Here is an 18,853-nt window from a genome sequence, read left to right as displayed (position 1 = left end):
CGGTCTCGGCGTCGACCGGACTGCCGACCCCGTGCTTGCCCCGGCTGTGCTGCGCCATACCTGGCGCAACGACGGTCTCGTCGCCCGCGCGTCTGCCGACCCCCATGCTCCCGTCGACCCCGCTCCTGTCGACCCTGCGGTTGCTCCGGCTCTGGCTCGCGGTAGCCGGAGCAACGACGGTCTCGTCGTCGACCGGTCTGCCGACCCCGTGCTTGCGCCGGCTCTGCTGCGCCATACCCGGAGCTACGACGGTCTCGTCGGTCGGACGTGGGGCGCAGGCCTCGGGGTGGTCGGGGCGGTCCGGGTCAGCGAGGTCTGCTCGTCCGGATGGTCAGCGGGTGAGGGCGCGGCGGACGTGGTTCGGGATGCGCAGCGTGCCGAGGTCCGGCCACGCGAAGCGCAGCAGGTCCACCCACCCGACCGACGCGATGCGGTTCTGGCGCGTGCGGTCGGCGAGCACGGCGTCCGGTGACGTGTGGAACTCCTCCCCGTCGAGCTCGACGACGAGCCACCGCCCCCCACGCAGCCGCCACGCCAGGTCGCCGCGCACCACTCCCGCGTCGTCGGGTGGGCGGATCTCGAGCTGCAGCTCGTCGGGCGCAAGACCCTCGTCGATGCACTCGAGACGTGCAAAGCTCTCGAACGGCGACTCGGCCCGTCCGTCGACGTACGGCCACCAGGTCCGCACCCGCTGCACACCGCGGCGGCGCCCCATCCGGCCGAGCAGCGACGCGACCTCGTCGGGCTCGAGCAGGCGGCGGTGCAGGACGTCGTCCACCACCGCGAGCCCGTTCCGGCGCGGGAGCTCCGGGAGCGTCCTGACGAGGGCGTCGGCCAGGCCGGCGATCCGTCGGTCGCCGACGGGGACCGTGGCGACCGGGTCGAAGCACCGGGCACGGGCGCCGTCGCGTGCGCGTCGGGCGGACCCCTCCGGCAGCGCCGCCTCCGGGCGGATCGTCGCGGGCAGACCCCGCACGCCGTGCAGCGCGAGCGCACTCGCGCCGACCGCCACCGCGTCCGGACCGTAGGCGAGCATCGCCAGCCATGCGGCTCGTCGTCGGCGTCCGTCGGGTGTGGTCGGGCTCGCCGGGCTCACGTCGTAGACGCCGCGTGTCACCCGGGCCCACCGCCCGTCCGCGACGAGGCGGCTCCGGGTGTCCCGGCGCAGCCCGAGGTCGTCGCACTGGCGGCTGCTGAGCAGCCCCTCCTGCCGGAGCGCGAGCGCCCGGGCGTCGTCGGGGAGTGTGATGGTCCGCACGGTCACAGGACACCGCGTCGCGCGGCCGGGACGGTCGGCGCTGCGCGCGACCTGTGGACGGACCTGCACCGTTGAGGGGGCTGGGGTCGGGTGGCGACGAAGGCGTCACGGCCGCGACACCGGCCGATCGTGCGGCCGATCCCGCCATCCCTCCGGCTCGCGCCGCCCAGACCCTGCGCAACCGCGGGGTCGCGGAGGACGGTCCGGCCGAGCCCGGGGTTGTTCCGGGTGTGGCGGGGCTGGGGCGGAGTAAGCGCGGGGTCGCGGGGAGCGGGCCGTCGAGACCGGGGTAGTTCCCGGATCCGGCGCGGTGGGGTCGGCCGAGGCGTCGGGGGCGGGATGGGGTGGGGGGTGGTGTGGGGGTGGGGTGGTAGGACGGGGGGATGAGGATCGCTGAGCTGGAGGAGTACGTCGGGATCCCGCGGGTCGGTGGGCTCGCGCTGTCACCCGACGGGGAGCGGCTCGTCGTCGGCGTCTCGACGCTCGACGCGAAGAAGACCGCGTACGTGACCGCGCTGTGGGAGGTCGACCCGGCGGGCGAGAGGCCCGCGCGCAGGCTGACCCGGTCGGCGAAGTCGGAGGGCGGGGCGGCGTTCACGGCCGCCGGTGACCTGCTGTTCACGAGCGCCCGCCCGGACCCGGCGGCGAAGGACGGGGACGACGAGAACCCGCCGGCGCTGTGGCTGCTGCCGCGGGACGGTGCGGAGGCGCGGGTGGTCGCGGCGCGCAAGGGCGGGCTCGGCGGCCCGACGACGGCGGATGCGGCTGACGTCGTGCTGCTCACGGGTGACGTGCTGACGCGCGCCGCCGACGAGGAGCAGGACGAGAGGCTGCGCAAGGACCGCAAGGAGAAGAAGGTCGGCGCGATCCTGCACGACGGGTACCCCGTGCGGTTCTGGGACCACGACCTGGGCCCCGGCTTCCCGCACCTGTTCACCGCGGACGTCTCCGCGCTGGTCACGGGCGCCGACGACGCGCCGCTGGCGGGTCAGGACGAGCCCCGCCTGACGCTCGCCGACCGCACCCCGCAGGCGGGTGCGGCGCTGGTCGAGCAGCACGCGGCGATCTCCCCGGACGGCACGACGCTCGTCACGGGCTGGAACCGGCCGCGGGCGCGCGGTGACCAACGCAGCGTGCTCGTCGTGGTCGACGTGGCGTCCGGTGAGCGCCGCACGCTCGTCGAGGACGACGCGTTCGACGCGTTCTCGCCGGTGGTGTCGCCCGACGGCCGGTGGGTCGTGTTCGGGTACGAGACGATCTCGACGCCGCACCTGGCGCCGCGCGTCGGGCTGCGGCTGGTGCCGCTCGCGGGTGGCGAGTCGCGGGTGGTCGCGGCGGACTGGGACCGGTGGCCGGGGAGCCCGGTGTGGCTCCCGGACTCGTCGGGGCTGCTGGTCGTCGCGGACGACGAGGGCCGCGCGCCGGTGTTCCGGGTGGACCTGGGCGACGCCGGTGCGCCGGACACGGTCACGCGCGTGACCAGCGACGACGCGGCGTTCACGGACGTGCGGGTGGCTCCCGACGGGCGCACGGCGTACGCGCTGCGCTCGTCGTACCTCGCGCCCGCGCACCCGGTGCGGATCGACCTGACGAGCGTCCCGACGCAGGCCGTGGCGCTGCGGTCGCCGGCGCCGACGCCCGAGCTGCCGGGGCGTCTCGAGGAGGTCACGGCCACGGTCGCGGACGGGCGTCGGGTGCGGGCGTGGCTCGCGCTGCCCGAGGGTGCGGACGCCGCGAGCCCGGCGCCGCTGCTGCTGTGGATCCACGGCGGGCCGCTCGGCTCGTGGAACGCGTGGTCGTGGCGCTGGAACCCGTGGCTGCTGGTCGCCCGGGGGTACGCGGTGCTGCTGCCGGACCCGGCGCTGTCGACGGGGTACGGGCAGGACTTCGTGCAGGCGGGATGGGGTGCGTGGGGCGAGGCGCCGTTCACCGACCTCATGGCGGTCACGGACGTCGCGGAGCAGCACGAGGCGGTCGACGAGACGCGCACGGCGGCGATGGGCGGCTCGTTCGGCGGGTACATGGCGAACTGGGTCGCGGGGCACACGGACCGGTTCCGGGCGATCGTGACGCACGCGAGCCTGTGGGCGCTGGACCAGTTCGGCCCGACGACGGACGCGGCGTTCTACTGGCAGCGGGAGATGACGGAGCAGATGGCGTCGGAGGCGTCGCCGCACCGGTTCGTCGAGCGCATCCGCACGCCGATGCTCGTCATCCACGGGGACCGGGACTACCGGGTGCCCATCGGCGAGGGGCTGCGGCTGTGGTACGAGCTGCTCGCGAAGTCGGGTCTGCCGGCCGACGACGAGGGGCGCTCGCCGCACCGGTTCCTGTACTTCCCGGACGAGAACCACTGGGTGCTGCAGCCGCAGCACGCGGTGGTCTGGTACGCGACGGTCGAGGCCTTCCTGGCCGAGCACGTGCTCGCTCGGACGGGTGACGACGCGGTGGCGTACCCGGACGTCCTGGGCTGAGAACCGGGACGAAAGGGACGTTCGGCGAGCGGTTCGTGCCGGCGCGGGCGAGACTCCGAGATCTGGGCGCGGCCTGACGGCCGTCGACGAAGGGAGTCACGCATGGGTATCGGTGGCGGCATCGGGCTGCTCGTGATCGGCGCGATCCTGGCCTTCGGGGTGAGGGACGCGATCGACGGCGTCAACCTGACGGTGATCGGGTACATCTGCATGGGTGCGGGCGCGCTCATGCTCATCCTCGCGCTGGTGCTGAACTCGCAGCGCACCAGGACGTCGCACACGGCCGTGGTGGAGCACCGGGAGGTGCCGCCGCCGACGGTGTGACCAGTGCTGGTCCGACGACGGGCGCCGCGTGGCCGACGGGCTGCGCGGCGCCTTCGTCGTCCCGGGGCGCGGCTCACGTCCCGGCATCTGGACGGTCGTCGAGTGAGCATAGGCAATCCTTACTTCGTGCCGTACTGTTCCTGACAGCACGTCATCACCGTGCGACCACGACCGAGAGAGACGCCCGTGACGACGACCTCCGTACCCGCCGGCAGCACCGACCTCCCGCTCTACCAGCCGCTGTCCCACGCGCTCCGTGAGGGCACCCGCGAGGTGCACGGCAAGGCCGAGGGCATGGCGTTCATCGAGGCGCTCATGGGCGGCCGGCTCGGGCAGGACGCGTACACCGCGCTCGCGGTCCAGCAGTTCGCGATCTACGCGGCGCTCGAGAACGCGGGCGCCACGCTGCGCGCGGCGGGCGGCGACCACGGCCTCGTGTTCGACGAGCTGACGCGACTGCCCGCGATCGAGTCGGACCTCGCGCACCTGATCGGCCCGGACTGGGCGGCGCGGGTCGAGCTGCTGCCCGCGACCCAGGCCTACGCTCAGCGGCTCACCGCGTGCTCGTCGGACCTCACGCTGTACGCGGCGCACGCCTACACGCGCTACCTCGGCGACCTCTCGGGCGGCCAGGTGGTCAAGCGCATGGTGCAACGCCACTACGGCGTGCCGGACCAGGGCGTCTCGTTCTACGACTTCCCCGCGATCCACCGGCTCAAGCCGTTCAAGGACGTGTACCGCGAGCGCCTCGACGCGCTGCCCCTCGACGACGAGCGGCGCGCCGCGACCGTCGCGGAGGCGCGGGTGGCCTTCCGGCTGAACCAGGCGGTCTTCGCGGGTCTCGGCGAGAGGTTCGTCGCCGCCTGACCCTCTGCCGCGGCCTCGTCGGGCGGTCCGACGCGGGCGATTTGTGCGGAACGAGTGATTCGGGTGCCGCGAGGTGTCCGCGAGGCGTCCCGGCACGCGATGATGTCCCCGTGACGCCACGGGTGACGGCCGGAGCGCGCGCGGACCGACGAGCCGCGGCGGCTCTCAGCGGTGTCCGCGGCTTCGCCATGGCCGCCCGCAGGCTCGAGCACGCGCGCTCGCTCGACGAGGTCGTGCAGACCGCGGCGGCCGTCGCGGCCGAGGTGCTCCAGGCCCGGCTGGCGGCCACGTGCCGCATCGAGCAGGAGACGCTGCACGTCCTGCACACCGAGCCGGCCACGGACCCGCGCCAGGTCTGGCGGCTGCGCGGCTCGTACCGCGCGGAGGACCGTCCCGCGCTGCGCCGGCTCATCCGGGAGCGGGAGTCGTGGATCGCGCACGCGCAGGACGTCACCGGGGCACCCACGCAGCCGGGCGACCCGGACGCGGGTGACCCGGTCGAGATCGAGATGCTGCAGCAGGTCGGCGCCGCGAGCTCGCTGGCCGCGCCGATCGTCGTGAACGGTGCCGTGTGGGGCGAGCTGTTCGCGATGCGCGGGCCGGAGAACGGGCTGTTCACGATCGACGACCTCGCCCGTGCCGAGGTCGTCGCGGCGCTGGCGGCGGGTGCGATCGCGCGTGTCGACCTCGAGGAGCAGATCCGCCACCTCGTCGCCGACGACCCGCTGACCGGGCTGTCGAACCGCCGCGTCGCCGACACGGCCGCGGAGGCCGCGCTCGAGTCGGGCGAGGAGGTCTGCATCGTCATGTGCGACGTGGACGGCCTCAAGCGCGTGAACGACGAGCTGGGACACGACACGGGTGACGACCTGCTGCGCTCGGTCGCGGACGTGCTGCGCCGCGCCGCGGACCGTCTGCCGGGCTCGACGGCCGCCCGCCTCGGCGGCGACGAGTTCTGCCTGGTCACGGTGGGCCACCACCGGGCCGAGGTCGCGGAGGTCATGTCCAGCACCACGTCGGACTTCCCGCTGCCGCACGGCGCCGCGATCTCCTACGGCCTCGCGTCGACCGCGATCACGGGGGAGATCTCGGCGCGCAACCTGTTCCGGCGGGCGGACATCGCGCAGTACCGCGTGAAGCGCGCGCGGGCCCGGGCACGTGCGTCGGCGGTGCCGATCGCGGACCCGTCGGTCACGGCCGAGCGGGTCGTCGTCGCGGGTGCCGCCGCGATCACCGCGGCGCAGTCCGGTGTGGTGCCGCGCCTGTGCGCGATGGCCGCGGCGACCACCGAGACGCTCGGCGGGTCGGCGTGGGCCGTGCTCATGCAGCGGGACGGGGCCGCGTCCGCGATCGCGCGGGGTGGGAGCCCCGCCGACGGGGAGAGCGAGCAGCTCGTCACGCAGGTGGTGCACGGGTCGTGGCTCGTCGAGATCGGCTCGTCCCCCAACGCCGCGCAGGGTCCGGTGGTCACGACCGCGCTGCACGCCCTGACGGCGGTCGCCATCGAGGGCGCCTCCTGACGGACGGGCCGGTCCCGTGCGTCAGCCGTGCAGCGGGAGCGTCAGGGCCGCGTCGCCGTCGGCCGTGACACGGACCGGGACGCCCCAGTCCTGCGCGTTGAGGTGGCACGCCGGGTACTCCACCGCGGGGTCGTCGTCGCACGACGCGGCGTGGGCCGTGACGTGCAGGACCCCCTCACCGACCGCCGGGTCGAGCACCAGGGTGCGCTCGAACGGCACGTCGTCGCCCGCACCTTCGAGCAGCAGCGTCGGTGGGGTCGACGAGACCTGCAGGCGCGTCGAGGGGCCGAACCGGTCGTCGTACTTCTGCCCCGTCGCGGGCGTGAAGACCACGTCGAGGCGCACCCGCGGCGCGAGGTCCGTGACGGGCCGCTGCGTGCGGTGCGAGCCGCCGTCGACGGTCGCGTCGACCACGCCGGTCAGCGGGACCCGCGTGACCCGGTGGGCCGCGGACTCGACGACGAGCAGCACCGCGTCGGCACCCTCGCCCAGCACGACGAGGCCGCTCGGCTCGGCCAGGCCCGTGGCGATCGTCGTGACCTCGCCCGGCTCGTCGTCGGTGCGCGACGGGACGTAGCGGCGGACCGCGCCGTTGTACGTGTCGGCCACGGCCACCGACCCGTCGGGCAGCACGGCGACGCCGAGCGGGTGCTGGAGCCGTGCCTCGTCGGCCCGCCCGTCGCGGTGGCCGAAGTCGAACAGGCCTTCGCCGACGACCGTGCGCACGGTGCCGTCGCCGATCGTCGCGTGCGTGGGCGTGACGACGCGCAGCGCGGAGGTCTCGGAGTCCGCGAGCCAGATCCGCCGGTCCGGGCCTACGGCGAGGCCCGACGGCTGCGCGAACCACGCCTCCGGCAGCGGGCCGTCGAGCAGGCCCTCGTTCATGGTGCCGCCGACGTGCGCGATCGAGCCCTCCTTGTCGTCGAACGCCCACAGCGTGTGGTTGCCGGCCATCGCGACGACGAACGCGCCCCACTCCTGCGACCACGCGACGTCCCACGGCGACGAGAGCCGCACGGCTCGCGCGGGCCCGGCGAAGCCCGCCCCGGTGCCGCCGCCGAGCTCCGCCGACACGTTGTCCGACGCACCGACCATCAGCTGCTCACCGGTCCCCGCGACGGTCGTCACCGTGCCGTCGTCGAGCCGCACGCCGCGCAGCGCATGGTTGACGGTGTCCGCGACCAGCACGTCGTACCCGAGCCACGGCCGCAGCTCGTCGGGCACGAGGCACAGGCCGTTCGGCTCGCTGAACCGCGCCTCGTCGGGGCCGCCGTCGACGAGCCCGCGCTCGCCCGCGCCGATGCGCCGCACGAGCGTCTCGCCGTCGGCCTCGAGCTCGGCCAGCGAGTGGTGGCCCGCGTCGGCCACGAGCAGGTGCCCGTTCGGCAGCGCGACCGCCTTCGCGGGGAACCGCAGCGTCCCCGGCGTGGCCTGGGGCGGGACGTACGGTCCGGACCCGCGGTGCAGCGTGCCCTTCGCGTTGTGCTCCGCGACGAGCTCGCGGACCAGCACCTCGAGGTTGTGCCGGTGCCCCTCGCCCGCCATCTGCGCGACGACGTACCCCTCCGGGTCGATCACGACGAGCGTCGGCCAGGCCCGCGCGGCGTACGCCTGCCAGGTGTGCAGCTGCGGGTCGTCCAGGACGGGGTGGTGCACCTCGTACCGCTCGACCGCCGCCGCGAGCGCGACCGGGTCCGCCTCGTGCACGAACTTCGGCGAGTGCACGCCGATCACGACGAGCACGTCGGAGAACTCGGCCTCGAGCTCGCGCATCTCGTCGAGAACGTGCAGGCAGTTGATGCAGCAGAACGTCCAGAAGTCGAGGACGACCACCTTGCCGCGCAGGTCCGCGAGCGTCACGTCCCGCCCACCGGTGTTGAGCCACCCGCGGCCGACGAGCTCCGACGCACGCACCCGGGGCAGCCGCCCCGCCTTCACCTCAGTCACCCCCCCATTCTCACCGCTCCCACGGCTGCCCCCCCGCCGACCCCGCCGACCCCGTCGTTCCTCCGGCTCTGACATGTCGATCCCGGAGCGACCACGGTCTCGTCGTCCGTCCCCGCCCCGACCCCGCGGTTGCTCCGGCTCAGCAGTCGCATACCCGGAGGAAGCGCGGGGTCGCGGACCACCCGTGGGGAGGGATCGCGGGGGCGGGGGTGGTCTGCCACGATCGGCTGCATGAGCGTGGGGTTCGTGCTCGGCGGCGGTGGCGTGCGCGGCGCGGTGCAGGTCGGGATGCTGCGGGCGCTGTTCGAGCGCGGGATCGTGCCCCAGGTCGTCGTCGGGACGTCGATCGGCGCGATCAACGGCTCCGCGGTGGCGGCGGACCCGACGCCGGCGGTGGTCGAGCGGCTCGCGGAGGCGTGGGCGTCACCCGCGGCCGCGGCGGTCTACGGGGACTCGTGGCCCAAGCAGCTCGCGCGCCTCGCGCGCTCCCGCACGCACCTGAACGACCCGAGCCCGCTGCGTGAGCTGGTCGCGGGCATGATCGGCGCGGACACGCGGTTCGAGGACCTCACGGTGCCGCTCGCGGTCGCGGCGGCGTGCATCGAGCGGGCGGCCGAGAAGTGGTTCGACTCGGGCCCGGTGCTGCCCGCCGTGATGGCGTCCGCGTCGGTGCCGGGGATCCTGCCGGCCACCGAGATCGACGGCGAGCATTACGTCGACGGCGGGCTCGTGAACTCGATCCCCCTGTCGGAGGCGTGGCGGCGGGGTGCGACCGCGGTGTACGTGCTGCAGGTCGGGCGGATCGAGGAGCCCCTGACCAACCCGGACCGACCGTCGGACGTCGCGCGCGTCAGCTTCGAGATCGCGCGGCGGCACCGGTTCTCCCGCGAGGTCGACGAGGCCCCGGAGGGCGTCACGGTGCACGTGCTGCCGAGCGGCGGTCCGACGAAGGGCGACGACAAGCTCTCGTCGTACAAGCGGATGGACACGGTCCGTGCGCGGATGGACGCGGCCTACGCGGCGAGCGGCGCCTACCTGGACGGGCGATGAGCGACCAGGGCGGTGCGCCGATCTGGCGGCTCCCGCCCCGCTGGGTGCGCCGCGTGGTGCTCGCCCCGCTCGTCGTGCTGCTCGCGCTCGTCGTCCTGCCCGTGGGCGTCCTGCTCGCGGCGTTCGTCGGAGCGGTGATGACGTGGCTCCTGCCCGGCCGGCTGCGCATCGTGCGGGCCGTGTGGATGGCGGTGTTCTACCTGTACTGGGACGCGGTGGCGCTTGTCGTCGCGTTCGCCCTCTGGGTGGGCAGCGGGTTCGGGTGGCAGCTGCGGGCGCCCGCGTTCCAGCGCGCGCACTACGTGTTCGCCGCGCGGATGCTCGACGTGCTGTTCTGGCAGGTGCGCTGGACGTTGCGGCTGCGCATCGTCGTCGAGGACGCGGACCTCGGGCACCTGCTCGAGGGGCGGCCGGTCGTCGTCGCGAGCCGCCACGCCGGGCCGGGGGACTCGTTCATCCTCGTGCACGCCCTGCTCACCCGGTTCGACCGCGAGCCCCGCATCGTCCTGAAGGACACCTTGCAGTGGGACCCCGCGATCGACGTGCTGCTCAACCGCCTGCCCACGCAGTTCGTCACGCCCCGCAGCGCGCGCCCCGCGGCCGGACCGGGCATGTCCGACCTCGTCGGGGACCTCGCGCGCGGGCTGGACCACGACGACGCGCTGCTGATCTTCCCCGAGGGCGGCAACGTGACCCCCCGTCGAAGGCTCGGCCGCATCGAGGCGCTGCGCCGCGCGGGCCGCACCGAGCTCGCCGCGCAGGCCGAGCAGATGGCGCACGTCATGGCCCCGCACGCCGGCGGCCTGCTGTCGGCGCTCGACGCGGCCCCGCAGGCGGGCGTCGTGTTCGTCGCGCACACCGGCCTCGACCGGCTCGTCACCGTCGCGGACATCTGGCGCGAGCTGCCGATGGACAAGGAGATCGTCATGAAGGGCTGGTCGGTGCAGCCGGACGAAATCCCGCGCACGACCACCGACCAGGAGGCCTGGCTGTTCGACCACTGGCGCCGCATCGACGAGTGGATCGCCGACCGCCAGTCCTGAGGCGTCAGCCCGCGCGGTCGAGGAGCCAGATGCGGGGGTGGTGGCCCTTGGCGTAGACGCGCACCGGGGGGTGCGCGCGCCACAGGGCCGCCGCCTCGCGCACGGCGGCCTCCATGACCTTGACCTCGTGCGTGAGCACGACGAGCCGCGCGCCGGGTGCGGAGGCGGCGTGCGCGGCGCGCAGCAGGCCCGCGTGCACCGCCCGTGCGTCGGCGTGCGAGCCGTGCAGCGTGCCCCACGGCGGGTCGGCGAGCACCAGGTCGGCGGGCTCGGTCGCGGGGCCGGTGGGCCACACCGACGGGTCGAGCGCGTCGGCCCGCACGAGCGTGACCTGGCGGGTCAGCCCCGCGGCCTCGAGGTTCTCACGCGAGGCGGCCAGCGCGTGCTCGTCGAGGTCGATGCCGACGGCCCCCGCGGCTCCCCCCGCGAGCAGGCGCTCGACGAGGAGCGTCCCCGAGCCGCACATGAGGTTGAGCACGCGGTCCTCGTCCCGCACGCCCGCGAGCCGCACCATCGCGGCGGCGATGGTCGCGTTCGCGGCGCCCGGGAAGTCCGCCACGCGCCAGGACCGGGCGGACAGCGGGCGCGGGCCGACGCGCACGAGCACGTCCCAGCCCGGGTCGGTCCGCTCGTCGCGCCGCGCACCGCGCCGGACCTTGACGACGAGCTCGCCGTCGGTCGCGTCGTGCTTGAGGCCCGTCGCGCGCGCGAGCTCGTCACCGAGCCGCGCGAACACCGCCGAGTCCGCGCCCGCGGCCTCGAACCGGAACGTCGACGACCCCGCGACGCGCAGCGACGCGTACGCCGCGTCGACGATCCTCTGCAGGTGCTCGCCCGACAGCAGGGACTTGGGGCGCGGCACGTCGTGGTGCAGGACGACGAACGCCGCGACGGCGGTGCGCAGGCGGCGCACCTGGGCGAGCCGGTCCCCGGGGAGGTCGACGACGAGGGCGTCGTCCCGCCCCGGCACGGGGCGCGGGTCGACGGCGAGGACCTCGCGCACCTCGTCGGCCAAGACGTCGCCCAGCCCGCCGAGGAACGTCAGCTCGACGCGCGTGCGGCGCGGCGACGGAGGGCTCGCGACGCGCGCGGGCGCGGGACGGCGGCGGCCCGACGAGCCCGCGCGGCCTGCGGAGGCGTGCGGGCGGCGGCCCTGCTGCGGCACGCGGGTCAGGCCGTGAGCGCGGCGGGCACGCGCTCGTCGGACGAGGTGGTGACGTCGTCGTCGGAGGCGGTCGCGGCCTCGTCGGCCACGGGGGTGCCCGGCAGGACCTGCACGCCGACCGCCCGCAGCACGAACGACTCGGTCTGCACGATCGCGCGCTCGCGCTCGGGCCCGTCGTCGGGCACGCCCCGGCCGGACAGGCACGCGTTGACCAGCGGGACCGTGGTGTCGAGGTCCTGGTCCGGGAAGACGCCGGACGCGATGCCGTCGGAGAGGATCTCGCGCAGGATCCGCTCGACGACGACGACGTGCTCGCGCACGCGCGCCTGCGTCTGGCGGGACAGGACGCTGCGCAGCTCGGGTCCGGGCGCCAGGTGGTAGATGCGCTTGAGCTGGATCTGCTGGCTGACGTAGGTGCGCAGCCGCTCGACCGGGTCGTCCAGGTCGTCGAGCGCGCGCTGCAGCGTCGCGGCGTACTCCTCGGTCTCGTTCGTGATGAACCCGACGAGCAGTGCCTCCTTGTCGGGGAAGTGGTTGTAGACGGCGGTGCGGCCGACGCCGGCGGCCTGGGCGATCTCGGCGAGGGTGATGGCGTCGAAGCCACGCTCGGCCATCAGGGTCGACAGCGCTGCGAACAGCTTCTGCCGGGTCTGCTCGCGGTGCTCGTGCAGGGACCCGCCGATGATCTTGGGCATGCTGACAGCATGACACAACATGTCAGATCCGCTTCACGCGCCCTGTGCGCGAGCGCGTAGCCACGGCGTCCTGGGGTGGATGCGTGTCGGGGGTCGCGTCTAGCGTCGGGGGTCGAGCGACGTGGCGCGGCACGGGCCGGCACGACGAGACGAGGACGAGGGTGACGACGTGGTGCTGATCGGTGCGCACACGCGCGGTGACGACCCGGTGGCGGCCGCCACCGAGACCGGCGCGCAGGCGGTGCAGGTGTTCCTCGCGGACCCGCAGGGCTGGAAGAAGCCCGTCCCGCGCGAGGACGCCGACGCGATCGTCGCGAGCGGTCTCGGGGTGTACGTGCACGCGCCGTACCTGGTCAACGTCGCGTCGACCAACAACCGCATCCGCATCCCGAGCCGCACCATGATCGCGCAGCACAGCGCTGCGGCCGCGACGCTGGGCGCGCGCGGGCTGATCGTGCACGGCGGGCACGTCGGCGCGGGGGACGACCTCGCCGTGGGCGTCGAGAACTGGCGCAAGACGTTCGAGCGCGCCACGTTCCCGGTGCGCGTGCTCGTCGAGAACACCGCGGGCGGCGAGAACGCGTGCGCGCGCACGCTCGACGCCATCGCGCGGCTGTGGGACGCGATCGGGCAGTACGACGTGGGCTTCTGCCTCGACACGTGCCACGCGTGGGCCTCTGGCCTGGACCTGGAGACCGTGGTCGAGCAGGTCACCGCGATCACCGGCCGGATCGACCTGGTGCACGCGAACAGCTCGCGCGACGAGGCGGGGTCCAACCGGGACCGGCACGCGAGCTTCGCGCACGGCACCATCCCGCCGGAGCTCATCGCGCACGTGGTGCGCGAGGCGGGCTGCGACGCCGTCGTCGAGACCCCGGCCGAGGGCCAGGCCGAGGACATCGCGTTCCTCAAGGCCGCCCTCGCCGGCTGACCCGCGCGACCGACCGGGGGCGGACCGGCACCGTGGCAGAGAAGGGTGCGAGAACGGCGGTCGACCCTCTCGTCGTCGAGAGGTCGCATTGCTAGCGTGCGGGGGCATGAGCGAACCCGACACGATCGTGCCCGACGAGAAGGACTGGACCTGGGTGCTGTACGAGCGGTGCGGCGAGTGCGGGTTCACCGCCGCGGACGTCGACCCGCGGCACATCGGGCCGACCGTGCGGGACCTGCTGCCGCGCTACGTCTCCGCGCTCAGCCGCACGGACGCGCGGGAGCGCCCGGCGCCTGCGGTGTGGTCGGTGCTCGAGTACGGCGCGCACGTGCGGGACGTGTTCCGCATCTTCGGTGAGCGCCTCGCGCTCATGCTCGAGCACGACGACCCGCTGTTCGAGAACTGGGACCAGGACGCCACGGCCCTCGCGGACCGGTACGACCTGCAGGACCCGTCGGTCGTGGCCGACGAGCTGGTCGAGGCGGGCGAGGCGACGGCGGCGGCGTTCGACGAGGTGCCGCACGACGCCTGGGAGCGGACGGGCCGCCGGTCGAACGGCTCGTTCTTCACGGTCGGGACGCTCGGGCAGTACTTCCTGCACGACGTGGTGCACCACCTGCACGACGTCCGCGCCTGACGCGCGTCGTCGCCGGGCGCGCGTTATCCACAGGCTTACCCACACCCGTGGGTATCCGCGCGTACGGGCTGTGGACGAGCGCGCGCCGACCGGTGGACGAGACGCTCCGGAGGGTGGACGGCCGGTGGACGACCGGGCGAAACGTGTCACTCGCACCAAGTGACACGGACGAAACACAAGCGCAGCATCCGTGCCCTAGCGTCCGCTCCCATGAACGTCACGCTGCCCGTCGAGCTCTCCGACCAGCACGTTCTCGCCCTGCCCCAGGGCACCGACCTCCTCGCGCTCGCGCGCGCGTGGTTCGCGGACGCCGCATGGGAGCGCGAGCCCGCGACCGCCGCCCCCGTCGCCCGGCCGATGACGGGTGCGCGGTTCCGCGGGATCGTCGTGCAGGACGCCCCGAGCGCGGTGCCCGGCCGGCTCGCCGTGGGCGGCGCGGTGCTCGTCGGGCCGCGTCCCCTCACGTCCGACGAGGTGCGTGCGACCGGTCTGCGCGCCGGCGAGGCGCTCGACCTCTACGGCGTCGAGGGGCCCGCCTCGCCCCAGCTGAGCGCGTGGTGCACGGCCGCCGCGCGGCACGCCGGCGGTCTGCTCGTGCCCGCGTCGCGCACCGACGTCGTCGTCCCCGACCCGCAGGGCGCCCCCGGGCTGACCCTGTGGTCGCCGGTCCCGCTCGCGCCGCGCGACGTCCTGCCGCTCGTGCGTCCGGCGATGGTCGGGGCGCGCGTCTCGCCCACGGAGGTCCCGACGCAGGTGGGCGGCGGACCGCAGGAGTGCGCGGTCACGGCCGTCTTCGACTACGACGGCACGGTGACGCTGCGCTCGGCGCGGTCCGACGACGTGCCCGCGGTGCTCGCGACCCTCGACTGGCGCGAGTACGGGCCGTGGGCGTACCACGTGCGCTGGCAGCCCGCGGACGGCGAGGACCCCGACTCGTCGCTGTCCGCGATCGCACGCCGGCGCGTCGCACCGACGATCGCGCGCGTCACGGCGGCGCTGTGGCGTGCCGCGGGCGGGACGGTCGTCGACGAGGGGGGCTTCGTCGTGCGGTCCGACGAGGTCACCCGCCGCGCGGTCCCCCCGCGCTGATCACTCGAACGCGGGCGACCCCGCCGGCACCAGGTCGACCTGCACGGACAGCTTCGAGCCGCGACCCTCGGTGAAGATCACGCCCCGCAGCGGCGGGACGTCGTGATAGTCGCGGCCCCAGCCCAGCACCACGTAGCGGTCGTCGACGAGCTGGTCGTTCGTCGGGTCCGCGTCGACCCACCCGGCCCCCGGGACCCACACCGAGACCCACGCGTGCGACGCGTCCGCGCCGCGCAGCTTCTCGCGCCCCGGCGGCGGGAGCGTCTCGATGTACCCGCTGACGTACCGCGCGGGCACCCCGTGCAGCCGCAGCGCCGCGATCATCAGGTGCGCGAAGTCCTGGCACACGCCCGCACCCTGCGCGAGGAGCTGCCGCTGCGTCGTGTGCACGGTCGTCGACCCGGTGCGGTACGTGAGCTCGTGGCGGATCCGGTGGCACAGGTCGACGAGGACGTGCGCGAGCGGCCGACCGGGCACGAACGACGGCTCGGCCCACGCCCGCACCTCGTCGACGAACGTGACGTGCGTCGACGGGAGCACCATCTCACGGACCTGCACGAGCACGTCGGAGGAGAACGCGGCGGCGGCCGAGCCGGTCGCCACGGCCTCGGCCGCGTCGTCCCACGCGACCTGCGGGAGCGCGCCGGCGTCGGGGCGGCCGCGCGTGATCTCGATGGTCGAACGGGCGGTCACGACGAGCGTCGTGTGCGGCTGCGTGACCGCGTAGAACGTGGTGCGGTTGCCGAAGTAGTCGTGCTGGACCGCCGTGTCCGCGGGGGCGGGGTCCACCTCGACGTGGCTGGTCAGGACGGTCTGACCGGGCAGGTCCCGGGGCGTCATGACGGTCCGGCCGTAGGAGTCCGTGACCTCCTGCGGGTAGGTGTAGGTCGTGCGGTGCACGAGGTCGTACGTGCGGCTCACGGCACCTCCTCCTCGTCGCCCGCGTCCCACGGGTCGTCGAGGGCGCGCGCCGCGACGGGCCGCGCGAAGTGCACCGCCTCGATCTCGTCGGCGAGCGCGAGCAGGCGCCAGTGCATCGAGTCGAGGAGCTCGGCGAGACGCGTGCGGCGCCCGTCGTCGTCGGTCGTGGCAGCGGCCGCCGGGTCGAGCTCGGCGACCAGGTCCCGCACCTGCGCGAGGAGCCGGTCGCGCTCGTCGGTCGGCCGCGCGCGCATCGGGATGCCCGCGAGGTCGCGCTCGAGGCGGTCGAGCTGGAACGCCAACGAGCGCGGGTTGCTCTCGTCGAGCAGCAGCAGGTCGAGCACCGCGGGGACGCCCGTGTGGTCCCCGTAGCGGCGGCGGAACGTGATCGAGGAGTCGTGCGCGAGCACCACCGAGTCGACCAGGTGCGCCTCCACGGTGCGGGTGAGGGGCCCGACGAGCGTGCGGCGCAGCGATGCGACCACGTGCTGCGCGCGCTCGAGCCGACGGCCCGCGTCGAGCAGGTGCCAGCCGACGTCGCGCACGAGGCCCTCGGCGACCGTGCCCGCGACCGCGAGCAGCCCCTCGAGCGTCCGGTCGAGCACCGGGCGCAGGCCCGCGGTGGCGGCGCGCGCGTCGTCGACACCCAGGTCGAGCCCACCCTCGGGCACCCGCTGGCGCGCGCGTTCCGCGCGCAGCGCGCGCTCGATGCGCGCGAGCGGGCCGAACGTGTCCGTGGAGAGCTGGTCGCGCACCGCGGCAGCCGCCTGGCCCAGGCCGCGCACCGACGCGGCGATCGAGCCGTCGAGGCCGCGCTCGAGCGTGAGCTCCCGCAGGGTCGGTGCGGGGCCGTCGGCGGGCGCGTCCGGGTCGCGCAGCGCGGCGACGAGCACGGCGAGCGCGCGGCCGCCCGCCGAGCGCGGCCGGCCGTGGAAGTCGTCCCACCGGTCGACGACGACCCGCAGGTCGCGCGCCTGGTCCTCGGCGCGCTCGGCGTAGCGGCCCAGCCAGAACAGGTTCTCGGCGGTGCGGGAGGACACGCCCAGTCGCGTGCGCCGCGCGGCGTCGACCTCGGTGACGCCCTCGGCCGCGTCCGGTGCCGCATCGCCCACCGAGCCGGAGAGCACCCACACGTCCTTCGCGACCGCGCCCGTGCGTGAGGACACCACCGGTCCGTGGGCCACCCGCGCGAGCCCGCCCGCCATGACCGTGTACGAGCCGCGGTGCGCGACCGCGAACGTGCGCAGCACCCCGACGCCCGGACCGTCCGGCCGCGCGACCTCGTCGGACGCCACGGGCTCGACGACCGCGCCGCCGCCCACGCGCGCCTGCCCCGCCCACTGCCACGGCTCCGCGGCGATCCGCGCCGCGAGCTGCTCACGCGCCGCGGCGTCGAGCGTCCAGCCGAGCACCGCGTCCTGCTCGCGGGACAGCGGCAGCACGACGAGCTCGTCGAGGTGCGCGAGCACGTGCGACAACGACGACGCCTCGCCGCACCACCACGTGGGCGCGGACGGCAGCAGCAGGTCCTGGTCGAGCACCGTGCGCGCGAGCCGCGGCAGCGCCGCCAGCACCGCGGGGTTCTCCAGCACGCCCGAGCCCAGCGGGTTCACCACCGACAACGCACCGCCGCGCACCGCGCGGACCAGGCCGGGGACGCCGAGCCGCGAGCCGGAGCGCAGGTCGAGCGGGTCGCACCACGCGGCGTCGACGCGGCGCAGCAGCACGTCCACGGGCTCCGTGCCGCCCAGCGCGCGCACCCACAGCCGCCCGTCGCGAACCACCAGGTCGGACGCCTCGACCAGCGGCAGGCCGAGCATCGAGGCGAGGTAGGCCTGGTCGAACGCCGTCTGCGAGCCCGGTCCGGGCGTGAGCAGCGCGATGCGTGGCGCGCTCGCGGACGGCGGCGCGACGTCGTGGAGCGTCTGACGCAGCGCGCGGAAGAACGGTCCGAGCCGGGCGATCGGGGTCGCGCGGTAGACGCCGGCGAGCACCTGCGCGACGACGCGCCGTCCCTCCATCGTGTACCCCGCGCCGGAGGGCGCCTGCGTGCGGTCGGCCAGCGACAGCCACGTGCCGTCGTCGTCGCGTGCGAGGTCCGTCGAGGCGAGCACGAGCTCGCGACCGCCCGGCAGGCGCAGGCCGTCGACCGCGCGCAGGAACCCGGGGTGCGCGACGACGGCCGTGGGCGGCAGGACCGTGTCCGTCAGCAGGCGCCGTGCGCCGTACAGGTCCTGCAGCACGGCGTCGAGCAGCTCGGCGCGCTGCGTGATGCCGGCCTCGAGGCCGGCCCAGTCGTCCTCGTCGAGCACGACGGGTGCCGGGTCGAGACGCCACGGCTCGTGCTCGTCGGCCGCGCCGTACGTGACGCCGTGGTCTGCGAGCAGCGCCTCGGCCTCGGTGCGCGCCCGCTCCAGGTCCGCCGTCGAGGGCGCGTCGGCCTGCTCGGGCAGCCAGTGCCACGCCGGCGCGCCGGGGGGACCGGCGGAGGAGAGCGCGTCGATCACCCGTCGAGTCTGACGTACGCCCAGGCAGACCGGCCGTCGTCTCGCATCGTGAACGCCGCGGGCTGATTGCTTGACTGTTTCAGTCTGGATTACGCAGGGTTGCCCCGTGGGGCCGGCCGTCGGGGGACGGGCCGGCCCCTCATCACATCCGGCCCCGCCACAGCCCCGACGCCACCGCAGCACCCCACCCACCCCCCGGCCAACCCCCACCCGCCGACCCCCACCCGCCGACCCCGCGGTTGCTCCGGGTATGAGCGACCTGACCCGGAGCAACGACGGTCTCGCGGGGGTGGGGTCTGCCGAGCCCGTGGTTGCTCCGGCTATGAACGGGCCTACCCGGAGTAACGACGGTCTCGCGAGGGCGGGGCGGGTTGCGCCGGCCCCACCGGCCGACCGGCCCGCACCGACCGACCCGCACCGACCGG

At 75.0% G+C, this 18,853-nt stretch carries 15 protein-coding genes; 9 read left to right on the top strand and 6 right to left on the bottom strand.

Going from position 1 to position 18,853, the window contains the following annotated elements:
- Positions 1-331: 331 nt before the first annotated feature.
- Positions 332-1,258 carry a type IV toxin-antitoxin system AbiEi family antitoxin domain-containing protein gene (locus CUD01_RS03620; RefSeq protein WP_141318796.1) on the bottom strand — a complete coding sequence of 309 codons (927 nt, stop codon included), beginning with the start codon at positions 1,256-1,258 and terminating at the stop codon, positions 332-334.
- 383 nt (positions 1,259-1,641) lie between these two features.
- On the opposite strand from CUD01_RS03620, the gene CUD01_RS03615 reads away from it, so the two are divergent.
- The 4 genes from CUD01_RS03615 (at position 1,642) to CUD01_RS03600 (ending at position 6,443) form a co-directional block, all read left to right on the top strand.
- Positions 1,642-3,732, top strand: coding sequence for a S9 family peptidase (locus CUD01_RS03615; protein WP_141318794.1), 2,091 nt, complete (start codon positions 1,642-1,644; stop codon positions 3,730-3,732).
- A gap of 102 nt (positions 3,733-3,834) precedes the next feature.
- Entirely contained in the window at positions 3,835-4,056 is a 222-nt protein-coding gene (locus CUD01_RS03610; protein WP_094181354.1) for a DUF6458 family protein, read from the top strand.
- Between the two features lie 186 nt (positions 4,057-4,242).
- The gene (locus CUD01_RS03605; RefSeq protein ID WP_141318792.1) at positions 4,243-4,923 is read left to right on the top strand and encodes a biliverdin-producing heme oxygenase; all 681 of its coding nucleotides are present in this window, start codon (positions 4,243-4,245) and stop codon (positions 4,921-4,923) included.
- A gap of 110 nt (positions 4,924-5,033) precedes the next feature.
- Complete coding sequence (locus CUD01_RS03600) at positions 5,034-6,443, top strand: GGDEF domain-containing protein (RefSeq protein WP_244937642.1); 1,410 nt, start codon at positions 5,034-5,036, stop codon at positions 6,441-6,443.
- A gap of 21 nt (positions 6,444-6,464) precedes the next feature.
- Here the strand turns inward: CUD01_RS03600 and CUD01_RS03595 are convergent, their stop codons facing one another.
- Positions 6,465-8,465 (bottom strand): NHL domain-containing thioredoxin family protein, encoded by a 2,001-nt coding sequence (locus CUD01_RS03595; RefSeq protein ID WP_141318790.1) that lies wholly within the window; start codon positions 8,463-8,465, stop codon positions 6,465-6,467.
- A gap of 156 nt (positions 8,466-8,621) precedes the next feature.
- Here CUD01_RS03595 and CUD01_RS03590 point away from each other — a divergent pair, with 156 nt between their 5' ends.
- Positions 8,622-9,440 carry a patatin-like phospholipase family protein gene (locus tag CUD01_RS03590; protein ID WP_094181352.1) on the top strand — a complete coding sequence of 273 codons (819 nt, stop codon included), beginning with the start codon at positions 8,622-8,624 and terminating at the stop codon, positions 9,438-9,440.
- Positions 9,437-10,483, top strand: a complete 1,047-nt coding sequence (locus tag CUD01_RS03585; RefSeq protein ID WP_141318788.1) for a 1-acyl-sn-glycerol-3-phosphate acyltransferase — start codon at positions 9,437-9,439, stop codon at positions 10,481-10,483. Before CUD01_RS03590 ends, CUD01_RS03585 begins: the two co-directional genes overlap by 4 nt.
- Positions 10,484-10,487: 4 nt before the next feature.
- Here CUD01_RS03585 and CUD01_RS03580 read toward each other — a convergent pair whose 3' ends face one another.
- Positions 10,488-11,648: an RsmD family RNA methyltransferase gene (locus CUD01_RS03580; protein ID WP_141318786.1), complete on the bottom strand. Its 1,161-nt coding sequence runs from the start codon at positions 11,646-11,648 to the stop codon at positions 10,488-10,490.
- 5 nt (positions 11,649-11,653) lie between these two features.
- A complete protein-coding gene (locus CUD01_RS03575) occupies positions 11,654-12,343 on the bottom strand; it encodes a TetR/AcrR family transcriptional regulator (protein WP_232514491.1) in 690 nt (229 codons plus the stop codon).
- 169 nt (positions 12,344-12,512) lie between these two features.
- On the opposite strand from CUD01_RS03575, the gene CUD01_RS03570 reads away from it, so the two are divergent.
- The 3 genes from CUD01_RS03570 (at position 12,513) to CUD01_RS03560 (ending at position 15,000) form a co-directional block, all read left to right on the top strand.
- Entirely contained in the window at positions 12,513-13,274 is a 762-nt protein-coding gene (locus CUD01_RS03570; RefSeq protein WP_141318784.1) for a deoxyribonuclease IV, read from the top strand.
- 106 nt (positions 13,275-13,380) lie between these two features.
- Entirely contained in the window at positions 13,381-13,911 is a 531-nt protein-coding gene (locus CUD01_RS03565; protein ID WP_094181349.1) for a DinB family protein, read from the top strand.
- Positions 13,912-14,121: 210 nt separating this feature from the next.
- Positions 14,122-15,000 (top strand): hypothetical protein, encoded by an 879-nt coding sequence (locus CUD01_RS03560; protein WP_141318781.1) that lies wholly within the window; start codon positions 14,122-14,124, stop codon positions 14,998-15,000.
- On the opposite strand, the gene CUD01_RS03555 is transcribed toward CUD01_RS03560, so the two are convergent.
- The gene (locus tag CUD01_RS03555; RefSeq protein WP_094181347.1) at positions 15,001-15,921 is read right to left on the bottom strand and encodes a transglutaminase family protein; all 921 of its coding nucleotides are present in this window, start codon (positions 15,919-15,921) and stop codon (positions 15,001-15,003) included.
- Positions 15,918-18,428: a circularly permuted type 2 ATP-grasp protein gene (locus CUD01_RS03550; protein ID WP_244937640.1), complete on the bottom strand. Its 2,511-nt coding sequence runs from the start codon at positions 18,426-18,428 to the stop codon at positions 15,918-15,920. The genes CUD01_RS03555 and CUD01_RS03550 overlap by 4 nt, the downstream gene beginning before the upstream one ends.
- Positions 18,429-18,853: the final 425 nt, after the last annotated feature.

The sequence above is a fragment of the Cellulomonas uda genome, assembly GCF_006538705.1.
Classification (GTDB): Bacteria; Actinomycetota; Actinomycetes; order Actinomycetales; family Cellulomonadaceae; genus Cellulomonas; species Cellulomonas uda.
The sequence above is the reverse complement of the archived record's forward strand: the minus strand, read 5'-3'. Positions and strand labels throughout refer to the sequence as shown.